Annotated in this window: 19 protein-coding genes, 1 tRNA gene and 1 other RNA gene; 20 read left to right on the top strand and 1 reads right to left on the bottom strand. The window is 41.5% G+C overall.

The genetic code is table 11. The features are described 5' to 3' along the window. The first annotated feature begins 184 nt into the window (after positions 1–184). Genes FQ085_RS12125 through FQ085_RS12105 form a run of 5 tightly spaced genes read left to right on the top strand, consistent with a single transcriptional unit; the run spans position 185 to position 3,827 of the window. Positions 185–676, top strand: coding sequence for an 8-oxo-dGTP diphosphatase (locus FQ085_RS12125; protein WP_058385906.1), 492 nt, complete (start codon positions 185–187; stop codon positions 674–676). Continuing rightward, on the top strand, positions 663–1,544 hold the full coding sequence (gene rapZ, locus FQ085_RS12120) for an RNase adapter RapZ (protein ID WP_071153685.1): 882 nt from the start codon (positions 663–665) through the stop codon (positions 1,542–1,544). Before FQ085_RS12125 ends, rapZ begins: the two co-directional genes overlap by 14 nt. Positions 1,545–1,548: 4 nt before the next feature. Next, complete coding sequence (locus tag FQ085_RS12115; RefSeq protein WP_058385904.1) at positions 1,549–2,544, top strand: gluconeogenesis factor YvcK family protein; 996 nt, start codon at positions 1,549–1,551, stop codon at positions 2,542–2,544. A gap of 23 nt (positions 2,545–2,567) precedes the next feature. Then, positions 2,568–3,518, top strand: coding sequence for a DNA-binding protein WhiA (whiA, locus tag FQ085_RS12110; protein WP_058385903.1), 951 nt, complete (start codon positions 2,568–2,570; stop codon positions 3,516–3,518). A 51-nt stretch (positions 3,519–3,569) separates the two neighbouring features. After that, positions 3,570–3,827: an HPr family phosphocarrier protein gene (locus tag FQ085_RS12105; RefSeq protein WP_058385902.1), complete on the top strand. Its 258-nt coding sequence runs from the start codon at positions 3,570–3,572 to the stop codon at positions 3,825–3,827. Positions 3,828–3,919: 92 nt separating this feature from the next. On the opposite strand, the gene clpP is transcribed toward FQ085_RS12105, so the two are convergent. Beyond that, positions 3,920–4,531 carry an ATP-dependent Clp endopeptidase proteolytic subunit ClpP gene (clpP, locus tag FQ085_RS12100; RefSeq protein WP_058385901.1) on the bottom strand — a complete coding sequence of 204 codons (612 nt, stop codon included), beginning with the start codon at positions 4,529–4,531 and terminating at the stop codon, positions 3,920–3,922. 172 nt (positions 4,532–4,703) lie between these two features. Between clpP and FQ085_RS12095 the strand changes: the two genes are divergently transcribed. The 15 genes from FQ085_RS12095 to FQ085_RS12025 all read left to right on the top strand — a co-directional run bounded on the left by FQ085_RS12095 (position 4,704) and on the right by FQ085_RS12025 (position 20,408). Continuing rightward, positions 4,704–4,775, top strand: a tRNA-Arg gene (locus FQ085_RS12095). Between the two features lie 505 nt (positions 4,776–5,280). Continuing rightward, entirely contained in the window at positions 5,281–5,511 is a 231-nt protein-coding gene (locus FQ085_RS12090; protein WP_058385900.1) for a glutaredoxin family protein, read from the top strand. Positions 5,512–5,618: 107 nt separating this feature from the next. Beyond that, entirely contained in the window at positions 5,619–6,662 is a 1,044-nt protein-coding gene (locus FQ085_RS18100; RefSeq protein ID WP_188074747.1) for a sugar-binding transcriptional regulator, read from the top strand. Further along, a complete protein-coding gene (gap, locus tag FQ085_RS18095; RefSeq protein WP_058385898.1) occupies positions 6,663–7,670 on the top strand; it encodes a type I glyceraldehyde-3-phosphate dehydrogenase in 1,008 nt (335 codons plus the stop codon). 111 nt (positions 7,671–7,781) lie between these two features. Continuing rightward, entirely contained in the window at positions 7,782–8,966 is a 1,185-nt protein-coding gene (locus tag FQ085_RS12080) for a phosphoglycerate kinase (RefSeq protein ID WP_149456708.1), read from the top strand. Between the two features lie 32 nt (positions 8,967–8,998). After that, on the top strand, positions 8,999–9,760 hold the full coding sequence (tpiA, locus tag FQ085_RS12075; RefSeq protein WP_058385896.1) for a triose-phosphate isomerase: 762 nt from the start codon (positions 8,999–9,001) through the stop codon (positions 9,758–9,760). After that, complete coding sequence (gene gpmI / locus FQ085_RS12070) at positions 9,753–11,285, top strand: 2,3-bisphosphoglycerate-independent phosphoglycerate mutase (protein WP_149456707.1); 1,533 nt, start codon at positions 9,753–9,755, stop codon at positions 11,283–11,285. Before tpiA ends, gpmI begins: the two co-directional genes overlap by 8 nt. Before the next feature lie 15 nt (positions 11,286–11,300). Further along, positions 11,301–12,596 carry a phosphopyruvate hydratase gene (eno, locus tag FQ085_RS12065; protein ID WP_058385894.1) on the top strand — a complete coding sequence of 432 codons (1,296 nt, stop codon included), beginning with the start codon at positions 11,301–11,303 and terminating at the stop codon, positions 12,594–12,596. Between the two features lie 174 nt (positions 12,597–12,770). After that, positions 12,771–12,998: a preprotein translocase subunit SecG gene (gene secG, locus FQ085_RS12060; protein WP_008429540.1), complete on the top strand. Its 228-nt coding sequence runs from the start codon at positions 12,771–12,773 to the stop codon at positions 12,996–12,998. Positions 12,999–13,069: 71 nt separating this feature from the next. Further along, positions 13,070–13,816, top strand: coding sequence for an alpha/beta hydrolase (locus tag FQ085_RS12055; protein WP_058385893.1), 747 nt, complete (start codon positions 13,070–13,072; stop codon positions 13,814–13,816). Between the two features lie 24 nt (positions 13,817–13,840). Beyond that, a complete protein-coding gene (gene rnr / locus FQ085_RS12050; RefSeq protein ID WP_078080236.1) occupies positions 13,841–16,165 on the top strand; it encodes a ribonuclease R in 2,325 nt (774 codons plus the stop codon). A gap of 48 nt (positions 16,166–16,213) precedes the next feature. After that, positions 16,214–16,678: an SsrA-binding protein SmpB gene (gene smpB, locus FQ085_RS12045; protein WP_049694328.1), complete on the top strand. Its 465-nt coding sequence runs from the start codon at positions 16,214–16,216 to the stop codon at positions 16,676–16,678. An 84-nt stretch (positions 16,679–16,762) separates the two neighbouring features. Then, positions 16,763–17,116: a transfer-messenger RNA gene (ssrA, locus tag FQ085_RS12040) on the top strand. A gap of 589 nt (positions 17,117–17,705) precedes the next feature. Beyond that, entirely contained in the window at positions 17,706–18,467 is a 762-nt protein-coding gene (locus FQ085_RS12030; protein ID WP_149456706.1) for a SurA N-terminal domain-containing protein, read from the top strand. A gap of 444 nt (positions 18,468–18,911) precedes the next feature. Continuing rightward, positions 18,912–20,408, top strand: a complete 1,497-nt coding sequence (locus tag FQ085_RS12025; RefSeq protein WP_058385891.1) for a glycine betaine uptake BCCT transporter — start codon at positions 18,912–18,914, stop codon at positions 20,406–20,408. Positions 20,409–20,463 lie beyond the last annotated feature (55 nt).

The following is a 20,463-nucleotide window of genomic DNA, read 5'->3' as shown; positions in this document are numbered from 1 at the left end:
GTAACGTGGTTGTCATGAATAAGGTTTATAGTAAGAAGAGTAAATTGACCCCCTTTTTATAAAAGATTTTGTTGGGCTGTCTTTCGAGTAACTCGAAAGACAGCCTCTTTTTTTATTCTTTTGCATGACACGCCAGGATAGATGTATAATGGAGAGAGTTTACAATAGAGACGGAGTGTCGAATGTGCAGCGAATCGCGAATTTATTAGTCATTGAAAATGGACAAGTATTATTATTGAAAAAACCACGACGTGATTGGTATGTAGCGCCCGGTGGTAAAATGGAAGCCGGAGAATCGATTATCGAAGCTGCAGTCCGTGAGTTCAAAGAAGAAACGAATGCTACCCCAATAGGTACACATTTAAAAGGGGTCTATACCATGATGATTCAAGAACATGAAAAAACGGTGGATGAGTGGATGTTGTTTACGTTCGCTGCAAACCGCGTAATTGGAGAGTTATTTCAAGAAACGACCGAGGGGCTGTTAGAGTGGCATCCAGTAGAAGCGTTGGCATCTTTGCCAATGGCTGAAGGGGACCGGACCAATCTGCAATTTGCAGCTAACCAGCAAGGAGTTCAGTACGGGACATTCTACTATACGCCAGAATTTCAGCTGATCAAAGAAACCATCCAATCATCAATTGAAGAGGTGAATCATCCTAATGGAAAAGCATAAAGAAGAAACAGAGTTAATCATTATTACAGGCATGTCAGGTGCAGGTAAAACGGTCGCAATCCAAAGCTTTGAAGATTTAGGTTTTTTTACAATCGATAATTTGCCTCCCACGTTATTGCCAACGTTTATCAATTTGATGAGAGATTCGGGAAAATCGATGAAGCGCGTAGCTGCAGTTATGGATTTGCGCGGAGGCGATTTTTTTGATAGTTTAGTAGACGCAATTGACCACCTATCACAAGATCCGAATGTCTCCATCACGATTCTATTTTTGGATGCAGAAAACGAAACCTTAGTGAGCCGCTACAAGGAAACGAGAAGATCTCATCCACTGTCACCCGGTGGATTGGTTTTGGGTGGCATCAAAAAAGAGCGCGATATGCTGAGTGACCTTCAAGGGAGAGCACAGCATATATACAATACTTCTAACATGAAGCCTCGCCAACTAAAAGAACGAATCATCGCCGATTTTTCATCAAAGACCAGTAATGTCTTTACCGTAAACGTCTTGTCTTTCGGATTTAAACACGGCATGCCGATTGATGCTGATTTGGTGTTTGATGTACGCTTTTTACCAAACCCTTATTATATTGAAGAGTTGAATCCGCTAACAGGGCTTGATGAGCGAGTGTCGAGCTATGTACTAAAATGGCAAGAAACGCAAACGCTGCTAGAAAAATTAACTGATTTACTGCAGTTTATGATTCCACAGTACAAAAATGAAGGGAAGGCACAACTTGTTATCGCCTTCGGTTGTACAGGAGGCCAACACCGCTCGGTTACGTTAGCTGAGTACTATGGCAAGCTTCTGGCACAGAATAATAAAGTGATTATCACGCATAGAGACATTAAAATTAGAAAGGATTGAGTGCATGGAACATAATCAGCACCGGAAACGTATCGTTATTTTAGGCGGCGGCACGGGACTGTCTACATTGTTGCGTGGGTTAAAATTGTATCCACTGGATTTGACGGCTATTGTAACAGTTGCAGACGATGGTGGAAGTTCGGGACGCTTAAGAAATGACCTGGATATTCCACCCCCGGGAGATATTCGAAATGTTATGGCAGCATTATCAGATACAGAACCTTTAGTTGCTGAAATGTTCCAATATCGATTTAAGCACTCCTTAGATCTTGACGGTCATTCTTTGGGTAATCTAATGCTCGCGGCATTGACGGATATTACAGGCGACTTTTCCCATGCAGTCCGCGAAATGAGTCGTGTATTAAGTGTCAATGGCACGGTTTTACCTGCCGCCAACCAAATTGTTACGCTTAGCGCAGAGCTAGAAGATGGGACGATTATAAAAGGGGAATCCAAAATTCCTGCCTATTTACAGCCAATTAAAAGTGTGTTTATTGAACCACATGATGTTAAAGCCTTGCCTGCAACAATTGCAGCAATTAAAAATGCAGACGTAATTGTTGTGGGTCCAGGTTCTTTATACACCAGTATTTTGCCGAACTTGTTAGTGAAAGATATTAAAAAAGCAGTCATAGCTGCTAAGGCAAAGAAAATATACATCTGTAATTTAATGACACAAGCAGGGGAGACTTATCAATATACAGCCTCTGACCATGTTCAAGCACTTTACAATCATGTCGGAGAAAAATTTCTAGATGCTATTCTAATTGATAAAGTCCAAATGCCGTCTAACATTGCAGAACGTTACGAAAAAGAGAAAGCATGGCCTGTTGAGTATGACGAAGAGCGCCTGAAAAAAATGGGTCTCGAAGTCTACAGAAAAGACATTGCTAATATTTCTGGAGAAACTGTACGTCACGAGCCGACGAAAGTTGCAGAATGGTTATTCGAATATGCTGATGGCCGTGCTAGTGAAGATTCGAAGCAGTTGTATTTTTGACGCTTTGAAAGGAGGAACGAATTTTGTCTTTTGCATCCGAAACAAAAAAAGAAATGACACAAATAGAGATAGATGATTGCTGCGGCAAAGCAGAGCTTTCCGCAATGATCCGGATGAATGGCACTCTATCGTTTTCCAATCGGCAATTGAGCCTGGATATTCAAACTGAGAATGCGGCGATCGCCCGCCGTATTTACACGTTATTAAAACGTTTTTACAAAACTTATCCCGTCGAATTGCTGGTTAGAAAAAAGATGCGCTTAAAAAAGAATAATATTTACATTTGTAGAATCCGAGAAGGCGCTAAGCATATTCTCGAAGATCTCGAAATTTTGACTGAAGGATTTCAATTCCAGCACCAGATTGTCAAGTCGCTGATTGAAAAGAACTGTTGCAAACGTTCGTATATCCGAGGTGCCTTTTTAGCTGGAGGATCTGTCAATAATCCTGAAACGTCATCTTACCATCTCGAAATTTACTCGCTCTACAAAGACCATGCAGACTCGTTAGTTGAATTAATGAACGAATTTCGTTTGAATAGCAAAACGATTGAACGTAAAAAAGGATTTGTGACTTACCTGAAAGAAGCAGAAAAAATTTCTGATTTTCTAAGCATTACAGGCGCACATTCTGCTTTATTGAAATTTGAGGATGTTCGAATTATTCGAGATATGCGTAATAGCGTTAATCGGTTAGTAAATTGTGAAACCGCTAACTTAAACAAAACCATCGATGCGGCATTGCGGCAAGTAGAAAATATTCGATTTATCGACCAAACAATTGGCATTGACCAATTGCCTGAAAGACTACGTGAAATCGCCAGACTCCGGGTAGAGTGTCAAGATGTGACGTTAAAAGAGCTAGGGGAAATGGTATCGGGCGGAACCGTCAGCAAGTCGGGGGTAAACCATCGTCTGCGAAAAATTGATGAGATTGCAGCATCCCTGAGAAATGGAGAAATGATCGGCCGCTAGCTAGGCTGTTCGTTTATATAGAAGAGAGTTGAGTTTTGGAGGAGGATCCGTATGGTTGAAAAACAAGTAAAAGTACGATTGAAATCAGGTCTTCAAGCAAGACAAGCAGCGTTATTTGTTCAAGAAGCAAATCGATACAGCGCAGATGTTTATTTGGAAAAAGACAATAAGAAAGTAAACGCCAAAAGTATTATGGGAATTATGAGCTTGGCAATTAGTAAAGGAACAGAAGTCACCATTTCTGCAGAAGGCTTGGATGAAGAAAAAGCGGTTCAGTCTTTATCGGAGATTATTGAAAAAGAAGCGTAAAAAAGCAGCAATCTATTATTTCAAGTAACTTCCACAAACGAAACGTATAAAAAAACTCACAGTCAAAGATGACTGTGAGTTTTTTGCTTGATTTAGTTTTCTTTTTTGTGGTTTTCAGGCAATTTGCTACGTGTAATCACTTGGTCGATTAAGCCGTATTCAAGTGCGCGTTCTGCTGTCATGAAGTTATCGCGATCTGTATCTTTAGCGATAACTTCGATTGGCTGACCTGTACGCTCAGAAAGAATCTGGTTTAATTTTTCGCGAAGGTGAAGAATGCGTTTTGCTGCAATTTCGATTTCAGTCGCTTGTCCTTGGGCACCACCAAGCGGTTGGTGAATCATTACTTCAGCATTTGGAAGTGCAAGGCGTTTGCCTTTTGTTCCTGCTGCAAGTAGGAAAGCACCCATTGAAGCAGCCATACCGATACAGATTGTTTGAACGTCTGGACGGATAAACTGCATCGTATCATAAATCGCCATACCAGCTGTGATACTACCACCTGGGCTGTTAATGTAGATTGAAATATCCTTATCTGGATCTTCTGCTTCAAGGAATAGAAGTTGCGCCACAATAGAGTTTGCAACGTTATCGTCAATTGCACTACCTAGCATAATGACGCGGTCTTTTAACAAACGTGAGTAAATATCGTAAGCACGTTCGCCTCGGCTAGTTTGTTCGATTACTGTAGGAATTAAGTTCATAGAATAGTTCCTCCTCGATTAAGTGTTTTACAAACAATGCTGAAAGTTCTCTCAGCTGTACTATTATCATACACATCATGGTCAATGAAGGTCAAATCTAACGAATCAAAAAAACGGACTTGATTATGTTAAAATATTTTTGTATAATAGAAAAGTCGCTAATAGCGAATACGCCCTCGTAGTGTAATGGATCACACGTAAGATTCCGGTTCTTGAGATGGAGGTTCGATTCCTTCCGAGGGCATAAGAAAAGCACAACAACTCGTTGAATCCGGAAAAAGCCTATTCAACTAAAATCTATTGTTCTAAAGTTGAGAAATGCCCCTTTGCCTTAATTGGTAAAGGGGTGTTTTTTACTTTTGGCTGTATTTTTTGATTTCAAAAAACCAAAGAGAAAAGGGAAGTTTAAAAGAGCCGGTAGAAAGGGAAATGACTAATAGCTTATACTAGTAGAGAAAAGCAACAGGTGAGCAAATTACTGATTCTTATTGTCATCGTATCTATTGGTAGTGAAGCAGCGATTCTCGTACCAATATAATGGCTTCATGCACCTTAAAGAAGAGAGTAACGAGTTTTAAGCACAAATTGAAATTTAGTAACAGTGTACACTTGATTTACTACCTAACTTAGTAGAAACAATGGAAGGCTCTGTTGATCAATGGTAACGTGTTATTGATTGTCTAACAGATATCGGTTTGGAGAAAGCTTCTCCAGTAACTTCATACTTTTATTTAGAAAGAAGGAGACAGATGTACACTTTATACACGCGTTCTAATTGCCCTCTTTGCGATGAAGCCAAATTGATGATTGCACTAGTCAACGAGGAGGTACCATTGCCTTACACAGAAGTAGATATCGAAAGTGATGAAGCCTTACACGAAAAATACATGATGATGATTCCTGTATTAGAAAAAAACAATCGCGTATTGGTGTATGGCAATATTGGTTATGTTGAATTACTGGAAGCGTTAGAAACTTAACGCTTCTTTTTATTTGCAATTAAAAGAAAGATTAGGTAGAATGAATTTAGTGGGACGCACAATTAATTAGTGGGACAAAAAACGTCCAGATAGAATGGAGTGAACCTATGGATGCATTATCTGTCGCTCAGCAAAAGTTGATGCCGGAAATGTCCGAACTCCTGAAAAAACGTTATCAAATTTTACAGATTATCAACTTGGAACAGCCAATCGGTAGGCGAACTTTGAGTGAAGTTGCCGGTTTGACAGAGCGAGAAATTAGAAAAGACACGGATTTACTACGCAATCAGCAATTGATTGAAATGAAAACAGCGGGCATGACAGTTACTTCGCAAGGATTGGAAGTGCTAGAGAAGCTAAAAGTTTTTGTGCGTGAAATGTCTGGACTGACAGATATGGAAATACAGCTACAGGAAATTCTAGGAATTACGAAAGTTGTGATCTTACCGCAAGATAGCGATGAAATTCCAGCAGTGAAGTCCCATATTGGTAAAGAGGCTGCTCGTTTTTTGGAAACGTTGTTTGCCCGCTATAAGAAAATCGCTGTTACTGGCGGTAGCACAATGGCGGCTATCTCGAAAGAACTAACGAACGGAAAGCCGGACAAAGCGCTGCAATTTATCGCTGCACGCGGTGGACTGGGAGAAGATGTTTTGCACCAAGCAAATACGATTGCAGCTGCATTTGCCGAAAAAACAGGTGGTTCATTTAAGACGCTATACTTGCCTGATCATTTGAGTGCAGAAGCATTTGCCATGATGATGAAAGAACCAGTGATCAAAGAAATGATGGATTTGTACGATCAAACAGATGTTGTCGTCCACGGGATTGGCAATGCAGGAGAGATGGCGGTTCGTCGGCACTCTTCTACTGAAGAAGTTGAAAAGATTCATTCAGGCGGAGCGATTAGTGAGGCTTTCGGCTATTATTTCGATAAAGACGGAAAAATTGTTTATCGCATTCGAACGGCGGGCATTCAATTAGAGCAGGTGCAAAAAGCGACAACTGTTTTGGCAGTTGCCGGTGGTGAATCTAAAGCAAGAGCGATTTTATCGTACGCTAAAAACGCAGCGAGTCCGACAGTGTTGATCACAGACGAAGGTGCTGCACGAAAAATTATGGAATTGACTAAAAAATTGGAGGAATACTAAATGACTTTAAAATTAGCAATTAACGGATTTGGACGTATAGGACGCATTGTATTTCGTGAAGCTTTAACAAATGACGAAGTAGAAGTGGTAGCAGTAAACGATTTAACAGACGCAAAAATGTTGGCACATCTTTTGAAATACGATTCTGTTCATGGTATTTTAGACGCTGAAGTTTCAGTTGATGGCGACAACATTGTTGTTAACGGCAAAACAATCCGCGTATTCTCTGAAAAAGATCCAGCTAACCTTCCTTGGGGAGAGCATGGCATAGACATCGTTGTTGAATCTACTGGATTCTTCACGGATGCTGCTTCTGCTTCTAAACACATCGAAGCCGGCGCTAAAAAAGTAATCGTTTCAGCACCAGGCAAAAACGGCATGAAGACGCTTGTTATGGGTGTTAACCACGAAACATATGATCCGAAAGAGCATCATGTGATTTCAAATGCTTCATGTACAACAAACGGTCTTGCAGGAATGGCGAAAGTATTGAACGAGCGTTTCGGTATCAAACATGCAATGATGACAACGATCCACTCTTACACAAATGATCAAATTCTTTTAGACTCTCCGCACAGTGACTTCCGTCGTGCGCGTGCAGCTGCAGAATCAATGATTCCGACAACTACTGGTGCAGCTTTAGCAGTTGCAAAAGTATTGCCTGAATTAGAAGGCAAAATTGATGGAATGGCGATCCGCGTTCCAACACCAAACGTTTCACTTATCGATTTAGTTGCTCATCTTGAAAAAGACGTAACTGTCGAAGAAGTGAACAAAGCATTAAAAGATGCAGCAGAAAACGAATTAAAAGGATTCATGGACTACAGCGAATTGCCGCTAGTATCTAGAGACTATAACGGCAACACAGCATCAGCTACAATCGATGGTCTTTCAACGATGATGGTTGGCGATAACATGGTTAAAGTTCTTTCATGGTACGATAACGAATCTGGTTACTCAGGCCGTTGTATCGACCTTGCGCTTCACATGTACAAAACGGGCTTATAATCCCGAAATCATAGCTTAATTACCAATGAACCTCTATAATAAAAGAGGGTAAAAGGGGCGGGGAACTTACCCCGCTCCTTATTTTTTTGAATACAAATAGGAGGTATTTTCATGCAGCAGAAAATGACCATGAAAGATTTGGATTTGAAAGGAAAACGGGTATTTTGCCGTGTCGATTTTAACGTACCGATGTCAGATGGTAAAGTGACGGATGATACGAGAATCCGTGCAGCTGTACCGACGATCGAATATTTAGTCAACCAAGGCGCTAAAGTAATTTTGGCTAGCCATTTAGGTCGTCCGAAAGGCCATGTCAATGAAGAAATGCGACTTGCTGCAACAGGCTTCCGTTTAGGCGAATTGTTACATAAAGAAGTGAAAAGCCTGGACGAATCAATCGGCGAAAAAGTAGAACAGGACATTTCAACGATGCAAGAAGGCGACATCATCTTACTTGAGAACGTCCGCTTCCATGAAGGTGAAGAAAAAAATGACGACAAACTTGCACAAGCATTTGCTTCGCTAGCAGACGTTTTCGTTAACGATGCATTTGGAGCAGCTCATCGTGCTCATGCTTCAACAGCAGGCATTGCGAGTCATTTACCGGCGGTATCAGGCTTACTGTTAGAAAAAGAGTTAGAGGTTTTAGGCAAAGCTTTGTCTGAGCCAGAACGTCCGTTCACGGCAATAATCGGCGGCGCGAAAGTAAAAGACAAAATCGGCGTCATTGATCATTTGTTAGATAAGGTAGATAATTTAATTATTGGCGGAGGGTTGTCGTATACGTTTATCAAAGCGCAAGGCTATGAAATCGGAAACTCTCTTGTTGAAGAAGATAAATTAGATTTGGCTAACTCATTTATCGAAAAAGCAAAACAAAAAGGCGTTAAATTTTATTTGCCGGTAGATGCAACTGTAGCTAACGAATTTTCAAAAGATGCCGAAACCAAAAGTGTGAAAATCACGGAAATCCCAGCTGACTGGATGGGCTTAGACATTGGTCCTGAAACGGTAGCGTTATATGCGGATGTTATTAAAAATTCGAAGTTGATTATTTGGAATGGACCGATGGGTGTTTTTGAAATGCCTGCATTTGAAAATGGCACGAAATCTGTCGCACAAGCAATGGCTGAAACTTCAGGTTACACCGTAATCGGTGGTGGAGATTCAGCAGCAGCTGTTGAAAAATTCCATGTGGCTGAACAAATGGATCATATCTCTACAGGCGGAGGCGCTTCACTAGAGTTTATGGAAGGGAAAGATTTACCAGGTGTCAGCGCGTTAACAAACAAATAAATAAGATAGCTAAACTGAAAGGGAGTGCTCTTGTGAGAAAACCAATTATTGCAGGAAACTGGAAAATGTACAAAACCGCTACAGAGGCAAAACAATTTGTTGAAAAAGTGAATGGCTTAGTGCCAGCATCTGATAAAGTAGACGCTGTTATTTGCGCACCAGCATTATTCTTGGCACAACTAGTTGTGTCTGCAGAAAATAGTCCGCTTCAAATCGGAGCACAAACAATGTCAGAGCAAGACGAAGGTGCCTATACAGGCGAAATTAGCCCTGTCCAACTAACGGATATTGGCGTTAAGTATGTCATTATTGGACATTCAGAACGTCGCCAGTATTTCAATGAAACAGACGAGTCAGCCAACCAAAAAGTAAAAGCTGCTTTTACTCATGGGTTAGTGCCGATTCTATGTGTTGGCGAAACACTTGAACAACGTGAAAACGGAGAAACGGGATCTGTCGTTGAAGCACAAGTAGAAAAAGGAGTCGCTGGTTTGACTGAACAACAAATCACTCAATTGGTTATTGCTTATGAACCTATTTGGGCAATTGGCACAGGGAAAACAGCTACTGCTGAAGACGCCAACGAAGTTTGTGGAATCATTCGCAAAAAAGTAGCATCTTTGTATCAGAATGAAGCAGCTGAGCAACTGCGTATTCAATACGGCGGCAGCGTAAAGCCAGCAAACGTAGATGAGTTAATGACAATGGAACATATTGACGGAGCATTAGTTGGAGGCGCAAGCCTAGAAGCCGAGTCATTTGTTAAATTGTTGGAGGCTGGTTCGCATGCGTAAAACTGAACACCCAGCGGCTCTTATCATTTTAGATGGATTTGGCTGCCGTGAAGAAAGTTTTGGTAATGCAGTAGCACAGGCTAATAAGCCGAATTTTGATCGTTTATGGGAGACTTATCCACATGAATTACTGACCGCTTCAGGTGAAGCGGTTGGGTTGCCTGAAGGACAAATGGGTAATTCAGAAGTAGGTCACTTGAATATTGGTGCTGGCCGAGTGGTTTACCAAAATTTAACGCGTATCAATAAAGCAATTCGTGATGGCGATTTTTACGAAAATCCAGCATTTCTTGAAGCGATTGCGAACGCGAAAAGCCGCGGCAAAGCGCTTCATATATTGGGGTTATTATCTGATGGCGGCGTTCATAGCCATTATGAGCACCTTTTCGCTTTATTGCGACTTGCTAAACAGCAAGGATTAACGGAAGTTTATGTTCATGGCTTCTTAGATGGGCGCGATGTGGGACCAAGGACTGCGCTTAAATACGTAGAGCAAGCTGAACAGCAAATGACAGAAATTGGTATTGGGAAATTCGCGTCGATTAGCGGACGGTATTATGCAATGGATCGTGATCAGCGCTGGGAACGTGCCGATTTAGCATATCGCGTTTTAGTTGACGGCGTTGGAAAAATGGCGGAATCGGCAACTGCCGGTATTGCTGCTTCTTATGAAGAAGGCGTTTCGGACGAATTTGTTCTACCATTCGTAATCGAAGAAGATGGCAAACCAGTAGCGACCGTTGATTCAGGCGATTCACTAATTTTCTTTAACTTCCGACCGGACCGTTCGATTCAATTAACAAAAGCATTTATTCGTGAAGATTTTGTTGGATTCCCATTAAGTGCTAAGCATCCGAGAGCATTAAGCTATATCACCTTTACTTCTTATAGTGAAGATTTACCGACGCGTGTAGCATTTGAAACATTGAACTTGGAAAATACCATTGGTGAAGTGTTATCCGCAAATGGACTAACGCAACTGCGCATTGCAGAAACCGAAAAATACCCACATGTTACGTTCTTTATGAGTGGTGGACGTGAAGACGTTTTTCCTGGAGAAGATCGTATTCTCGTTGCTTCGCCAAAGGTTGCAACTTACGATTTGCAACCTGAAATGAGTGCTTACGAAGTGACCGACCGTCTAGTTGAGCAAATTGAAGCGGGTGCGCACGACGCCATCATCTTGAACTTTGCGAACCCGGATATGGTTGGCCATAGTGGGATGCTGGAACCTACGATTCGTGCCATTGAAGTAGTGGACGAATGTCTAGGTCGCATAGTTGATGCGCTACATGCTCAGGGTGGCTCGGCATTGATTACTGCCGATCACGGTAATGCTGACGAAGTCCGTACCCTTGAAGGACAGCCAATGACAGCACACACCACCAATCAAGTCCCAGTAATTTTAACGAAGTCAGGTCATGAACTTCGTAAAGGCGGCATTCTTGCTGACCTAGCACCAACCATTTTAAAAATGCTAAATGTAGAACAACCGGTTGAAATGACCGGAAAACCATTATATTAAAGGGAGCTGTTTTAATTGCCAATTATTACACACATTCAAGCACGCGAAATTTTAGATTCACGAGGAAATCCAACAATCGAAGTTGAAGTATTCACAGAAAGCGGCGCTTTTGGTCGCGCAATCGTACCATCAGGCGCATCTACTGGTGAACACGAAGCTGTAGAGCTACGTGATGGCGATAAGAGCCGTTACCTAGGTAAGGGTGTCTTAAAAGCAGTAGAAAACGTTGATGGTGAAATTGCTGAAGCATTAGAAGAAAAATATTCAGTGCTTGATCAAGTATCAATCGACAAAGCGATGATCGAATTAGACGGTACTGAAAACAAAGGACGTTTAGGCGCTAACGCAATTCTTGGTGTTTCTCTAGCCGTTGCACACGCAGCAGCAAACTACTTGGATATGCCTCTTTACCAATACTTAGGCGGTTTTAACGCGAAGCAACTGCCAGTTCCAATGATGAACATTTTAAACGGCGGCGAACACGCTGACAACAACGTGGACATCCAAGAATTCATGGTAATGCCAGTGGGTGCAAAATCGTTCCGTGAAGCAGTTCAAATGGGAGCAGAAATTTTCCATAACTTAAAAGCCGTACTAAAAGAAAAAGGCTATAACACTTCTGTTGGGGATGAAGGCGGATTTGCTCCGAACCTTGGTTCAAATGAAGAAGCATTAACGACAATCATGGAAGCAATTGAAAAAGCTGGATACAAACCAGGTTCAGACATCTTGCTTGCAATGGACGTTGCATCTTCTGAAATCTACGACAAAGAAAAAGGTGTTTACAACCTGCCAGGCGATAATACAGTGAAAACATCTGCTGAAATGGTTGACTGGTACGAAGAGCTTTGCAATAAATACCCAATCATTTCAATCGAAGATGGCTTAGATGAAAACGACTGGGCTGGACATAAATTATTGACAGAACGAATCGGTGACCGCGTTCAATTAGTTGGAGACGATTTATTCGTAACGAACACGAAAAAATTGGCTCAAGGAATTGAAGAAGGCATCAGTAACTCAATCTTGATCAAAGTAAACCAAATCGGTACATTAACAGAAACATTTGATGCGATTGAAATGGCGAAACGTGCGGGCTACACAGCAGTTATCAGCCACCGTTCAGGCGAGTCTGAAGATGTAACAATCGCAGACATCGCAGTTGCGACAAACGCTGGACAAATCAAAACAGGTGCACCGTCACGTACGGACCGCGTTGCGAAGTACAACCAATTACTACGCATTGAAGATCAGTTGTTCGAAACGGGTCAATACCTAGGATTGAAAACTTTCTATAACTTGAAAAAATAAAGTGATAGAAAGTAGAATTTGATTGAAGTTAAATAATTGATAAATCAAATTTTCTGATTTAAATTTTAGAAAATAGAGGGCATTTGCCTTCTATTTTCTATTGCTATTGTCACCGGTCACAATTTTTGGTAAACTTAATTTTGTTGTGAACGTTCGTTTCAGGAGGTGGAATTTATGCATACGTTGTTAATGACATTACTCGTCATCGTATCGCTCGCATTAATCGTAGTCGTTTTATTGCAATCCGGAAAAAGTGCAGGTCTTTCAGGAGCCATCTCCGGTGGAGCAGAGCAACTTTTCGGCAAGCAAAAAGCTCGTGGCTTGGACTTAGTCTTACACCGAGTGACGATTGTACTTGCTGCCTTATTCTTTATTCTGGCTATTGCCGTAACGAAAGTTTAATGTAGATGATTAAATCGCCTGACCATACATGGTTGGGCGTTTTCTTTTAGTATTGAAATGGAGGAATTGTTATGCGGATTTCGCAACCAAAACCATTTTTCTTCAAATCTGGACCTCGAGCAGTACTTCTTTTGCATGGATTTACTGGGAATTCGGCGGATGTAAGGATGTTAGGTCGTTTTCTAGAAACAAAAGGATATACGAGCATTGCACCGCATTACGCAGGTCATGGTGTGGCACCTGAGGAACTGGTAGTCACCGGTCCAGTAGATTGGTGGAAAGATGTAGAGCAAGCATATGATGCGTTGATAGAAGAAGGCTATACGGAAATTGCCGTGGCTGGACTGTCACTTGGTGGCGTATTTAGCCTGAAATTAGGGTATACAAAACCTATTAAAGGAATTGTCACGATGTGTGCACCTATGTACATGAAAACTACAGATCTCATGTATGAAGGTGTTTTAAAATATGCACGCGATTACAAGGGATTTGAAGGGAAAAGTGCTGAGCTTATCGAAAAAGAGATGCAGGCATTGAAAGAGCAGCCGATGGAATCGTTAGCCGATTTACGCGCCTTGGTTGAAGAAGTCAAAGAACATGTAGACCATATTTATGCGCCTTTGTTCGTTGCCCAAGGTAGACTGGATACGGTGATTAATACAGATTCGGCTAATGTCATTTACGATAATGCGGAATCAACCGATAAAAACATCAAATGGTACGAAAACTCAGGGCATGTCATTACGCTTGATAAAGAGAAAAAGCAATTGCACGAAGACATTTTCACATTTTTCGAATCACTTGATTGGAGTGTGTGAACGGTCATAAAGGAGGAGTTAGATTTGGGGAATCCCGAAAGTTCATTAGAACAGCGCTTATTGGTTTTCATGCGTGAAGAAGCATATAAGCCGCTGACTGTACAGGAAATAGAAGAGCAATTCGGTTTTGAAAATGCCGATGAATTCGAGAAATTGGTCAAAACTTTGGTGCGTTTGGAAGAATCCGGAACACTTATCCGTTCAAGATCAAACCGCTACGGTGTGCCAGAACGAATGAATTTGATGCGCGGAAAATTCATTGGGCATCCAAAAGGTTTTGGTTTTGTGGCACCTGAAGAAGCGGGCTTGGACGATGTGTTTATTCCACCGACGGAAGTAAATGGTGCGGTAAACGGAGATACAGTTATGATTCGCGTCTCAGAAGGGTCATCTGGTGATCGACGCGAAGGCGCGATTATTCGAATCCTTGAACGCGGAACGACAAAAGCTGTTGGTACATTCCAAGAAAACAAAGGATTTGGCTTTGTCGTAACAGATGATAAAAAAATGAATATGGATATTTTTATAGCTAAAGGTGATACGTTAGGTGCTGTTGATGGCCATAAAGTAGTAGTTGAAATCACGGGATGGCCTGAAGGCAGAATGTCTGCGACGGGTATGGTGACGCAAATTTTGGGTCATAAAAACGATCCAGGCGTTGACATTCTTTCGATTATTCATAAATATGGCATTGAAACGGAGTTTCCGCCTGATGTTTTAGAACAAGCGAACAACGTGCCAGACGAAATCGACCCGGCAGATCTTAAGGATCGCCGTGATTTACGTAACGAGCAAATTGTAACGATTGATGGAGCGGATGCTAAAGATTTGGATGATGCTGTTCAAGTTGTAAAATACGAAGACGGTACGTACAAATTGGGTGTGCATATCGCAGATGTTAGCCATTATATGACGGAAGGGTCTCCAATGGACCGTGAAGCTTATGACCGTGCAACGAGTATTTACTTGACTGACCGTGTGATTCCAATGATTCCGCATCGCTTGTCGAATGGTATTTGTTCATTAAATCCACAAGTTGACCGTTTGACTTTGTCTTGTGAAATGATTTTCAATGACCAAGGTGAAGTGCAGTCTCACGATATTTTCCAAAGTGTTATTAACACATCCGCACGTATGACCTATACGGACGTTTATGAAATTCTTGAGCAAGACAATCAAGAACTAAAAGAGCAGTACAGCGAATTGGTGCCCATGTTCGAATTGATGAAAGAACTAGCAGCAGTCTTGAGTAAGAAACGGATGCGTCGAGGTGCCATTGATTTTGATTTCAAAGAATCAAAAGTATTAGTAGATGAAAACGGCTACCCAGTAGACGTAGTTGTTCGCGAACGAACGATTGCTGAACGTCTAATTGAAGAGTTTATGCTAGCTGCTAACGAAACAGTAGCAGAACATTTTCATCATCTAGAAGTACCAGCAATTTACCGCATACATGAAGATCCAAAACCGGAAAAACTGCAACGCTTTTTCGAATTCGTTACAAATTTTGGTATTGTGGTCAAAGGTTCGGGTACACAAATCCACCCACGTGCATTGCAAGAAATCGTCGAATCGATTGCAGGAACTCCAGAAGAGCCAGTCATTTCTACGATGATGTTGCGTTCAATGCAACAGGCGAAATACTCGTCTGAAAGCTTAGGACACTTTGGCTTATCGACTGAATTTTATACGCATTTTACTTCACCGATACGTCGTTATCCGGATTTGATCGTCCATCGCTTGATCCGCACGTATTTGATCGAAAAAGATTTGTCTCAGAAAACGATTGCACGTTGGGATGCGAACATGGATGACATTGCGACCCATACATCCGAGCGTGAACGCCGGGCAGTAGAAGCAGAACGCGATACCGATGCTTTGAAGAAATCACAGTTTATGGCTGATAAAATCGGGGAACAGTTTACTGGGATTATTTCTTCAGTAACGAACTTTGGCTTATTCATTGAATTACCGAATACCATTGAAGGGTTGGTTCACGTGTCTAACATGACTGATGATTATTACCGCTTTGATGATCGCAGCATGATGATGATTGGGGAACGTACCAATCGCCAATTCCGTATTGGTGACGAAATTGAAATCAAAGTGATTGGTGTTAAACCAGAAGAGTCATCCATTGATTTTGAAATTGTTGGCATGGTACAAACACCTCGTCGTACGAGAAAAGATCAGCCGAAAGTAATCCGTGCTGGTAAAAAAGACGGCGCTGGAAAACCAAGACGTGATGGCAAAAAGCCAGAAAGCGGCGGACCTACACGCAAGCCGAAAAATGCCAAGAAAAAGTTCTATGAAGGCGCAGCAAAGCAAGGGCGCAACAAGAAAAAATAAAATAGCGGCTCGAGGGCCGCTTTTTGAATCTAGCTGAGGTGAAACCACATGGCCAAAGGAGAAGGCAAAGTAATTGCCCAAAACAAGAAAGCCGGTTTTGATTTTTTCATTGAAGAAACAATCGAAGCAGGTATCGTCTTGCAGGGAACCGAAATTAAATCTGCACGAAATGGCAAAGTCCAATTAAAAGAATCGTTCGTCCGTATTCGTAACGGTGAAGCGTGGATTTCAAATATGCACATTAGCCCGTATGATCAGGGAAATCAGTTTAACCACGATCCGACACGGTCGCGTAAGCTGTTGCTTCATAAAAAGCAAATTGCTAATTTGCTGGCACACTCAAAAGTGCAAGGGTCCGCGATTATCCCGCTGAAAATGTATTTGAAAGACGGCTTTGCTAAAATTTTACTCGGTGTCGGTAAGGGTAAGAAAAACTACGACAAACGAGAAGATTTGAAGAAAAAAGATGCGAAACGCGACATTGCCCGAGCAATAAAAGAACACAACCGCTAGGGCTTGATGTCTGACCTTCGTTGCCTTATAATAAGGATATAGCACATGAAGCTGTTTATACATCTTCCGTGTCTCTTTTAATAAGGGGACGTTACGGATTCGACAGGGATGATCTGGGCTTGAGTTGCGCGTCGGAGGGTCGTCTCCGTCACAAACGTACTTATAACAACTGGCAAAACAAACCAAAACCTAGCATTCGCAGCGTAAGCTCGGATCTGCTTTATCTATCCATCGCCCATGTGGCTAGGTAAAGCTCAACTTTAGTGGGATACACCGTTTGCTGCCATCTGAGGCAACCGGGAGAGATTCTCAGATTAGTGCCCAAGACGCCTGCTTATCGGCAGAATGGCGCATGAAACCTTAATAGATGAGCTACACGCGTAGATGCTTAAGTAGCGGAGTTTCTGGACGCGGGTTCGACTCCCGCCGTCTCCATAGTGAGATAAAAAACGTCAAAACCTTTACTGGTTTTGGCGTTTTTTGGTTCCTGCCCAACATTGACTTTCTGTTTATTCAAGATAGATCGAACCTCTACCAATCACGATCGTCCTATTACCGTATAACGCTAAAAGAGGTGTCCGTATGGAGTTTCGGTATTTCTTGATGTTGCTTATAGGAAAAAGTTTACTCTTCTCTGGAGTCTTCATGAAAAGCGGTTTCAGTTACCGATGCGCATCGGATTTGGCGTTATAGGGATCGTTTTTATTGCATTTTCATTGTTCGTGTTTACACCAGGGAGTGCTGAAATAATGACTGACTTCTTAAAATTAAGTAAGAGCTAGTTAAAATTAAAGTAGAAGTGATTCAAATCAAAAAAATACGAAGATCTATGACTTTCGTCTTGCAACTGATTGTTTTGAGGGAGTCTAATGATGGTAAGCGTGTTTATATAAGAAAAGCTTGCTGAATAATGTAGAATTTTTTTATTTCTAAATAATGTTAATAGACAAGGTGCAATGGTTATTGTTTTTACAGCTCTACAGAGTGTGCTACAATAATCCACATTATGTTTGAAGGGAGAATACCCATGATTAAAAAATGGTTTTTAACAATTGTACTTGGAGGATCCATGGTAGCGTTAGCTGCTTGTGGTGATGATACTGCTAAAGAAACAGAAGGTGAAGAAACACCGCAAGAAGAGGTAGCAACCGATCAAGAAAGCGCGGAGCAACCAGAAATGCCTGAACCTGATTTGAAAGACATTCCTGATGTCGTAGCAGAAGTAAATGGAGAAAAAATCGATAAAAAAGAATTTGAATCGACCTATACTGGACAATTTCAACAGATGGCGATGCAAGCACAAATGTCTGGTCAAGAAGTCGATCAGACTCAGTTAAAAGAGCAAGTTGCTGAAAGCCTAGTGGCACAAGAATTGCTTGTTCAAGAAACGAAAACCCAAAAGTTATCGGCAACGGAAGAACAGATCAACACAGCGTTAGAAGAATTGGCTCAGCAAAATGGTCTTAAGTCGTCAGATGAGTTATTGACAGCACTTGAAGAGCAAGGCGTTTCTAAAGAAGAAGTAATGACTCAAGTAGAATCGCAAGTAAAAATTGATCAGCTGGTTGCATCAGAAACTGGCGAAATCAAACTAACGGATAAAGAACTACAAACTTACTATGATGAAGCAAAAGCACAGCAAGAAGAATCGGGTGGCGAAGAAATTCCAGCATTTGAAGAAGTCAAGCCACAGATTGAAGAGCAAATGAAGGCGCAAAAAGAAAGTGAAGCCACACAAGCGTTAATCGCAAAACTTCGCGAAAAAGCAGAAGTCACCATTAATTTATAAACCACCGAAAATCAGATTCCTTGTGAATCTGATTTTTTTAAAAAATAAATAGATGGATACAAAATGCGGAGAAATGGATTTTATGCGGTGAACAACGATTTTTAGCTTGAACAGGAAATTTTGCTAGTAGAGTGGAGTATGTGAGGACGTAAGCGACTACTACTATGAAAAAATGGTCAGTTGTTTATCATTTTTTGAATGTGTAAAAACCTGGTTTTAAAGTCTTTTAGGAATTTTTTTAGCCCGGCTAGTTTGACAGGAGCCGAAAATTTCCGTATCCTTTACACTTGTGATAAAGATAAACTTCAATCAGCGGGGGTCTTCATCCTCTGCTGTTTTTTAGTTCATCGATTCGGACTTTAGCGGTCAGCGGAATCTTGCTCAGGATGCGAGAATCTACTGACCGTTAAAGCGGCGATAAAAATGGAAGAGGAGAGGTACTATATGAAAAAAGTAACCAATGTATTTTGGATTGTACTTGCGCTCGTATTGTTAGCCATTGGCTTTGGCGCGCTTGCACCTGATAGTTTTTCAGAAGTTACAGGGAATATAGAATCATTCCTGACAACTTCGTTCGGATGGTATTATTTATTAATTGTTTCCATCATCGTTTTGTTCTGTTTGTTTTTCCTCATCAGTCCGATGGGGCAAATCAAATTAGGGAAAGACTCAGACAAGCCTGAGTTTTCATTTGGAACGTGGATTGCCATGCTGTTTTCAGCAGGAATGGGAATTGGTTTGGTATTCTGGGGAGCGGCAGAACCGCTGTCGCATTACGCGATTGATTCAGCAACCGCTGAACCTGGAACCGCTGAAGCGATGCGTGAGTCAATGCGATTCAGCTTTTTCCACTGGGGTATTCATGCATGGGCGATTTATGCCGTTGTGGCATTAGCACTTGCATATGCTCAGTTCCGAAAAGGGGAACCTGGCTTGATTTCGGCAACGTTAAAACCGATATTTGGAGACAAGATGAAAGGACCATGGGGTACTTTTGTTGACGTCATTGCGGTTTTCGCAACAGTTGTCGGTGTCGCAACGACTCTTGGCTTTGGCGCTATCCAAATAAACGGCGGCCTTGCGTATTTGTTTGACGGAATCTCGGAAGATAGTTTTTCTGTTCAATTGGTCATCATTGCCATTGTGACGGTATTGTTTATGATTTCAGCTTGGTCTGGGCTAAGCAAAGGGATTAAATACTTGTCAAATACCAATATGGTGTTAGCTGTTGTACTATTGCTAGCCGTCATCATTCTTGGGCCAACCTTGTTGATCATGAATATGTTTACTGACACAATCGGTACGTATTTCCAAAACATCGTTGAAATGAGTTTCCGTGCAGCCCCAATCGATGGCGAAAATCGTGCGTGGATTGATGGCTGGACCATCTTTTACTGGGCTTGGTGGATTTCTTGGTCTCCATTTGTTGGTGTTTTCATCGCACGTGTTTCCAAAGGTCGGACAATTCGTCAATTCTTACTAGGCGTATTGATGATTCCAACGTTTATCAGTTTCCTTTGGTTTGCAGCTTTTGGTACAACAGCAATCGATGTGCAACAAAGCGGAGTGGATTTGACTGGATTATTGACAGAGCAAACTTTGTTTGCCGTATTTAATGAATTGCCGTTTGGCGTGATTTTATCTGTTATTGCCGTATTCTTAATCACTACGTTTTTTGTTACTTCTGCCGATTCGGCAACATTTGTTCTCGGTATGCAAACAACAGGTGGATCGTTATATCCTCAAAACACAGTAAAATTAACTTGGGGGATTGCACAATCAGCCATTGCGGTCATTTTACTCTCGACAGGTGGACTGGATACATTGCAAACAGTGCTAATCATTGCGGCGTTCCCGTTCTCGATTATTATCCTGCTCATGATGACATCCTTCTATAAAGCAGTAACAATTGAATACAAAGCAATTAAACGCAAACGTTAAAACCGCCGCTTTGGCGGTTTTTTCAATACATAGACGTTATAATAGAAGGGAAGCA

Origin of the sequence: Planococcus sp. ANT_H30 (genome assembly GCF_008369335.1) — a bacterium.
GTDB lineage: Bacteria > Bacillota > Bacilli > Bacillales_A > Planococcaceae > Planococcus > Planococcus kocurii.
Note: the sequence above shows the minus strand (reverse complement) of the source record. Positions and strands in the feature narration are given on the sequence as shown.

What these genes read in the sequence shown, in the direction of transcription:
- FQ085_RS12055 (WP_058385893.1), top strand. Translation starts at nt 13,070, where the DNA reads ATGCGGATTTCGCAACCAAAACCATTTTTCTTCAAATCTGGACCTCGA.
- gap (WP_058385898.1), top strand. Translation starts at nt 6,663, where the DNA reads ATGACTTTAAAATTAGCAATTAACGGATTTGGACGTATAGGACGCATT.
- FQ085_RS12105 (WP_058385902.1), top strand. Translation starts at nt 3,570, where the DNA reads ATGGTTGAAAAACAAGTAAAAGTACGATTGAAATCAGGTCTTCAAGCA.
- FQ085_RS18100 (WP_188074747.1), top strand. Translation starts at nt 5,619, where the DNA reads ATGGATGCATTATCTGTCGCTCAGCAAAAGTTGATGCCGGAAATGTCC.
- FQ085_RS12030 (WP_149456706.1), top strand. Translation starts at nt 17,706, where the DNA reads ATGATTAAAAAATGGTTTTTAACAATTGTACTTGGAGGATCCATGGTA.
- clpP (WP_058385901.1), bottom strand. Translation starts at nt 4,531, where the DNA reads ATGAACTTAATTCCTACAGTAATCGAACAAACTAGCCGAGGCGAACGT.
- gpmI (WP_149456707.1), top strand. Translation starts at nt 9,753, where the DNA reads ATGCGTAAAACTGAACACCCAGCGGCTCTTATCATTTTAGATGGATTT.
- FQ085_RS12090 (WP_058385900.1), top strand. Translation starts at nt 5,281, where the DNA reads ATGTACACTTTATACACGCGTTCTAATTGCCCTCTTTGCGATGAAGCC.
- FQ085_RS12080 (WP_149456708.1), top strand. Translation starts at nt 7,782, where the DNA reads ATGCAGCAGAAAATGACCATGAAAGATTTGGATTTGAAAGGAAAACGG.
- secG (WP_008429540.1), top strand. Translation starts at nt 12,771, where the DNA reads ATGCATACGTTGTTAATGACATTACTCGTCATCGTATCGCTCGCATTA.
- FQ085_RS12115 (WP_058385904.1), top strand. Translation starts at nt 1,549, where the DNA reads ATGGAACATAATCAGCACCGGAAACGTATCGTTATTTTAGGCGGCGGC.
- FQ085_RS12025 (WP_058385891.1), top strand. Translation starts at nt 18,912, where the DNA reads ATGAAAAAAGTAACCAATGTATTTTGGATTGTACTTGCGCTCGTATTG.
- rapZ (WP_071153685.1), top strand. Translation starts at nt 663, where the DNA reads ATGGAAAAGCATAAAGAAGAAACAGAGTTAATCATTATTACAGGCATG.
- smpB (WP_049694328.1), top strand. Translation starts at nt 16,214, where the DNA reads ATGGCCAAAGGAGAAGGCAAAGTAATTGCCCAAAACAAGAAAGCCGGT.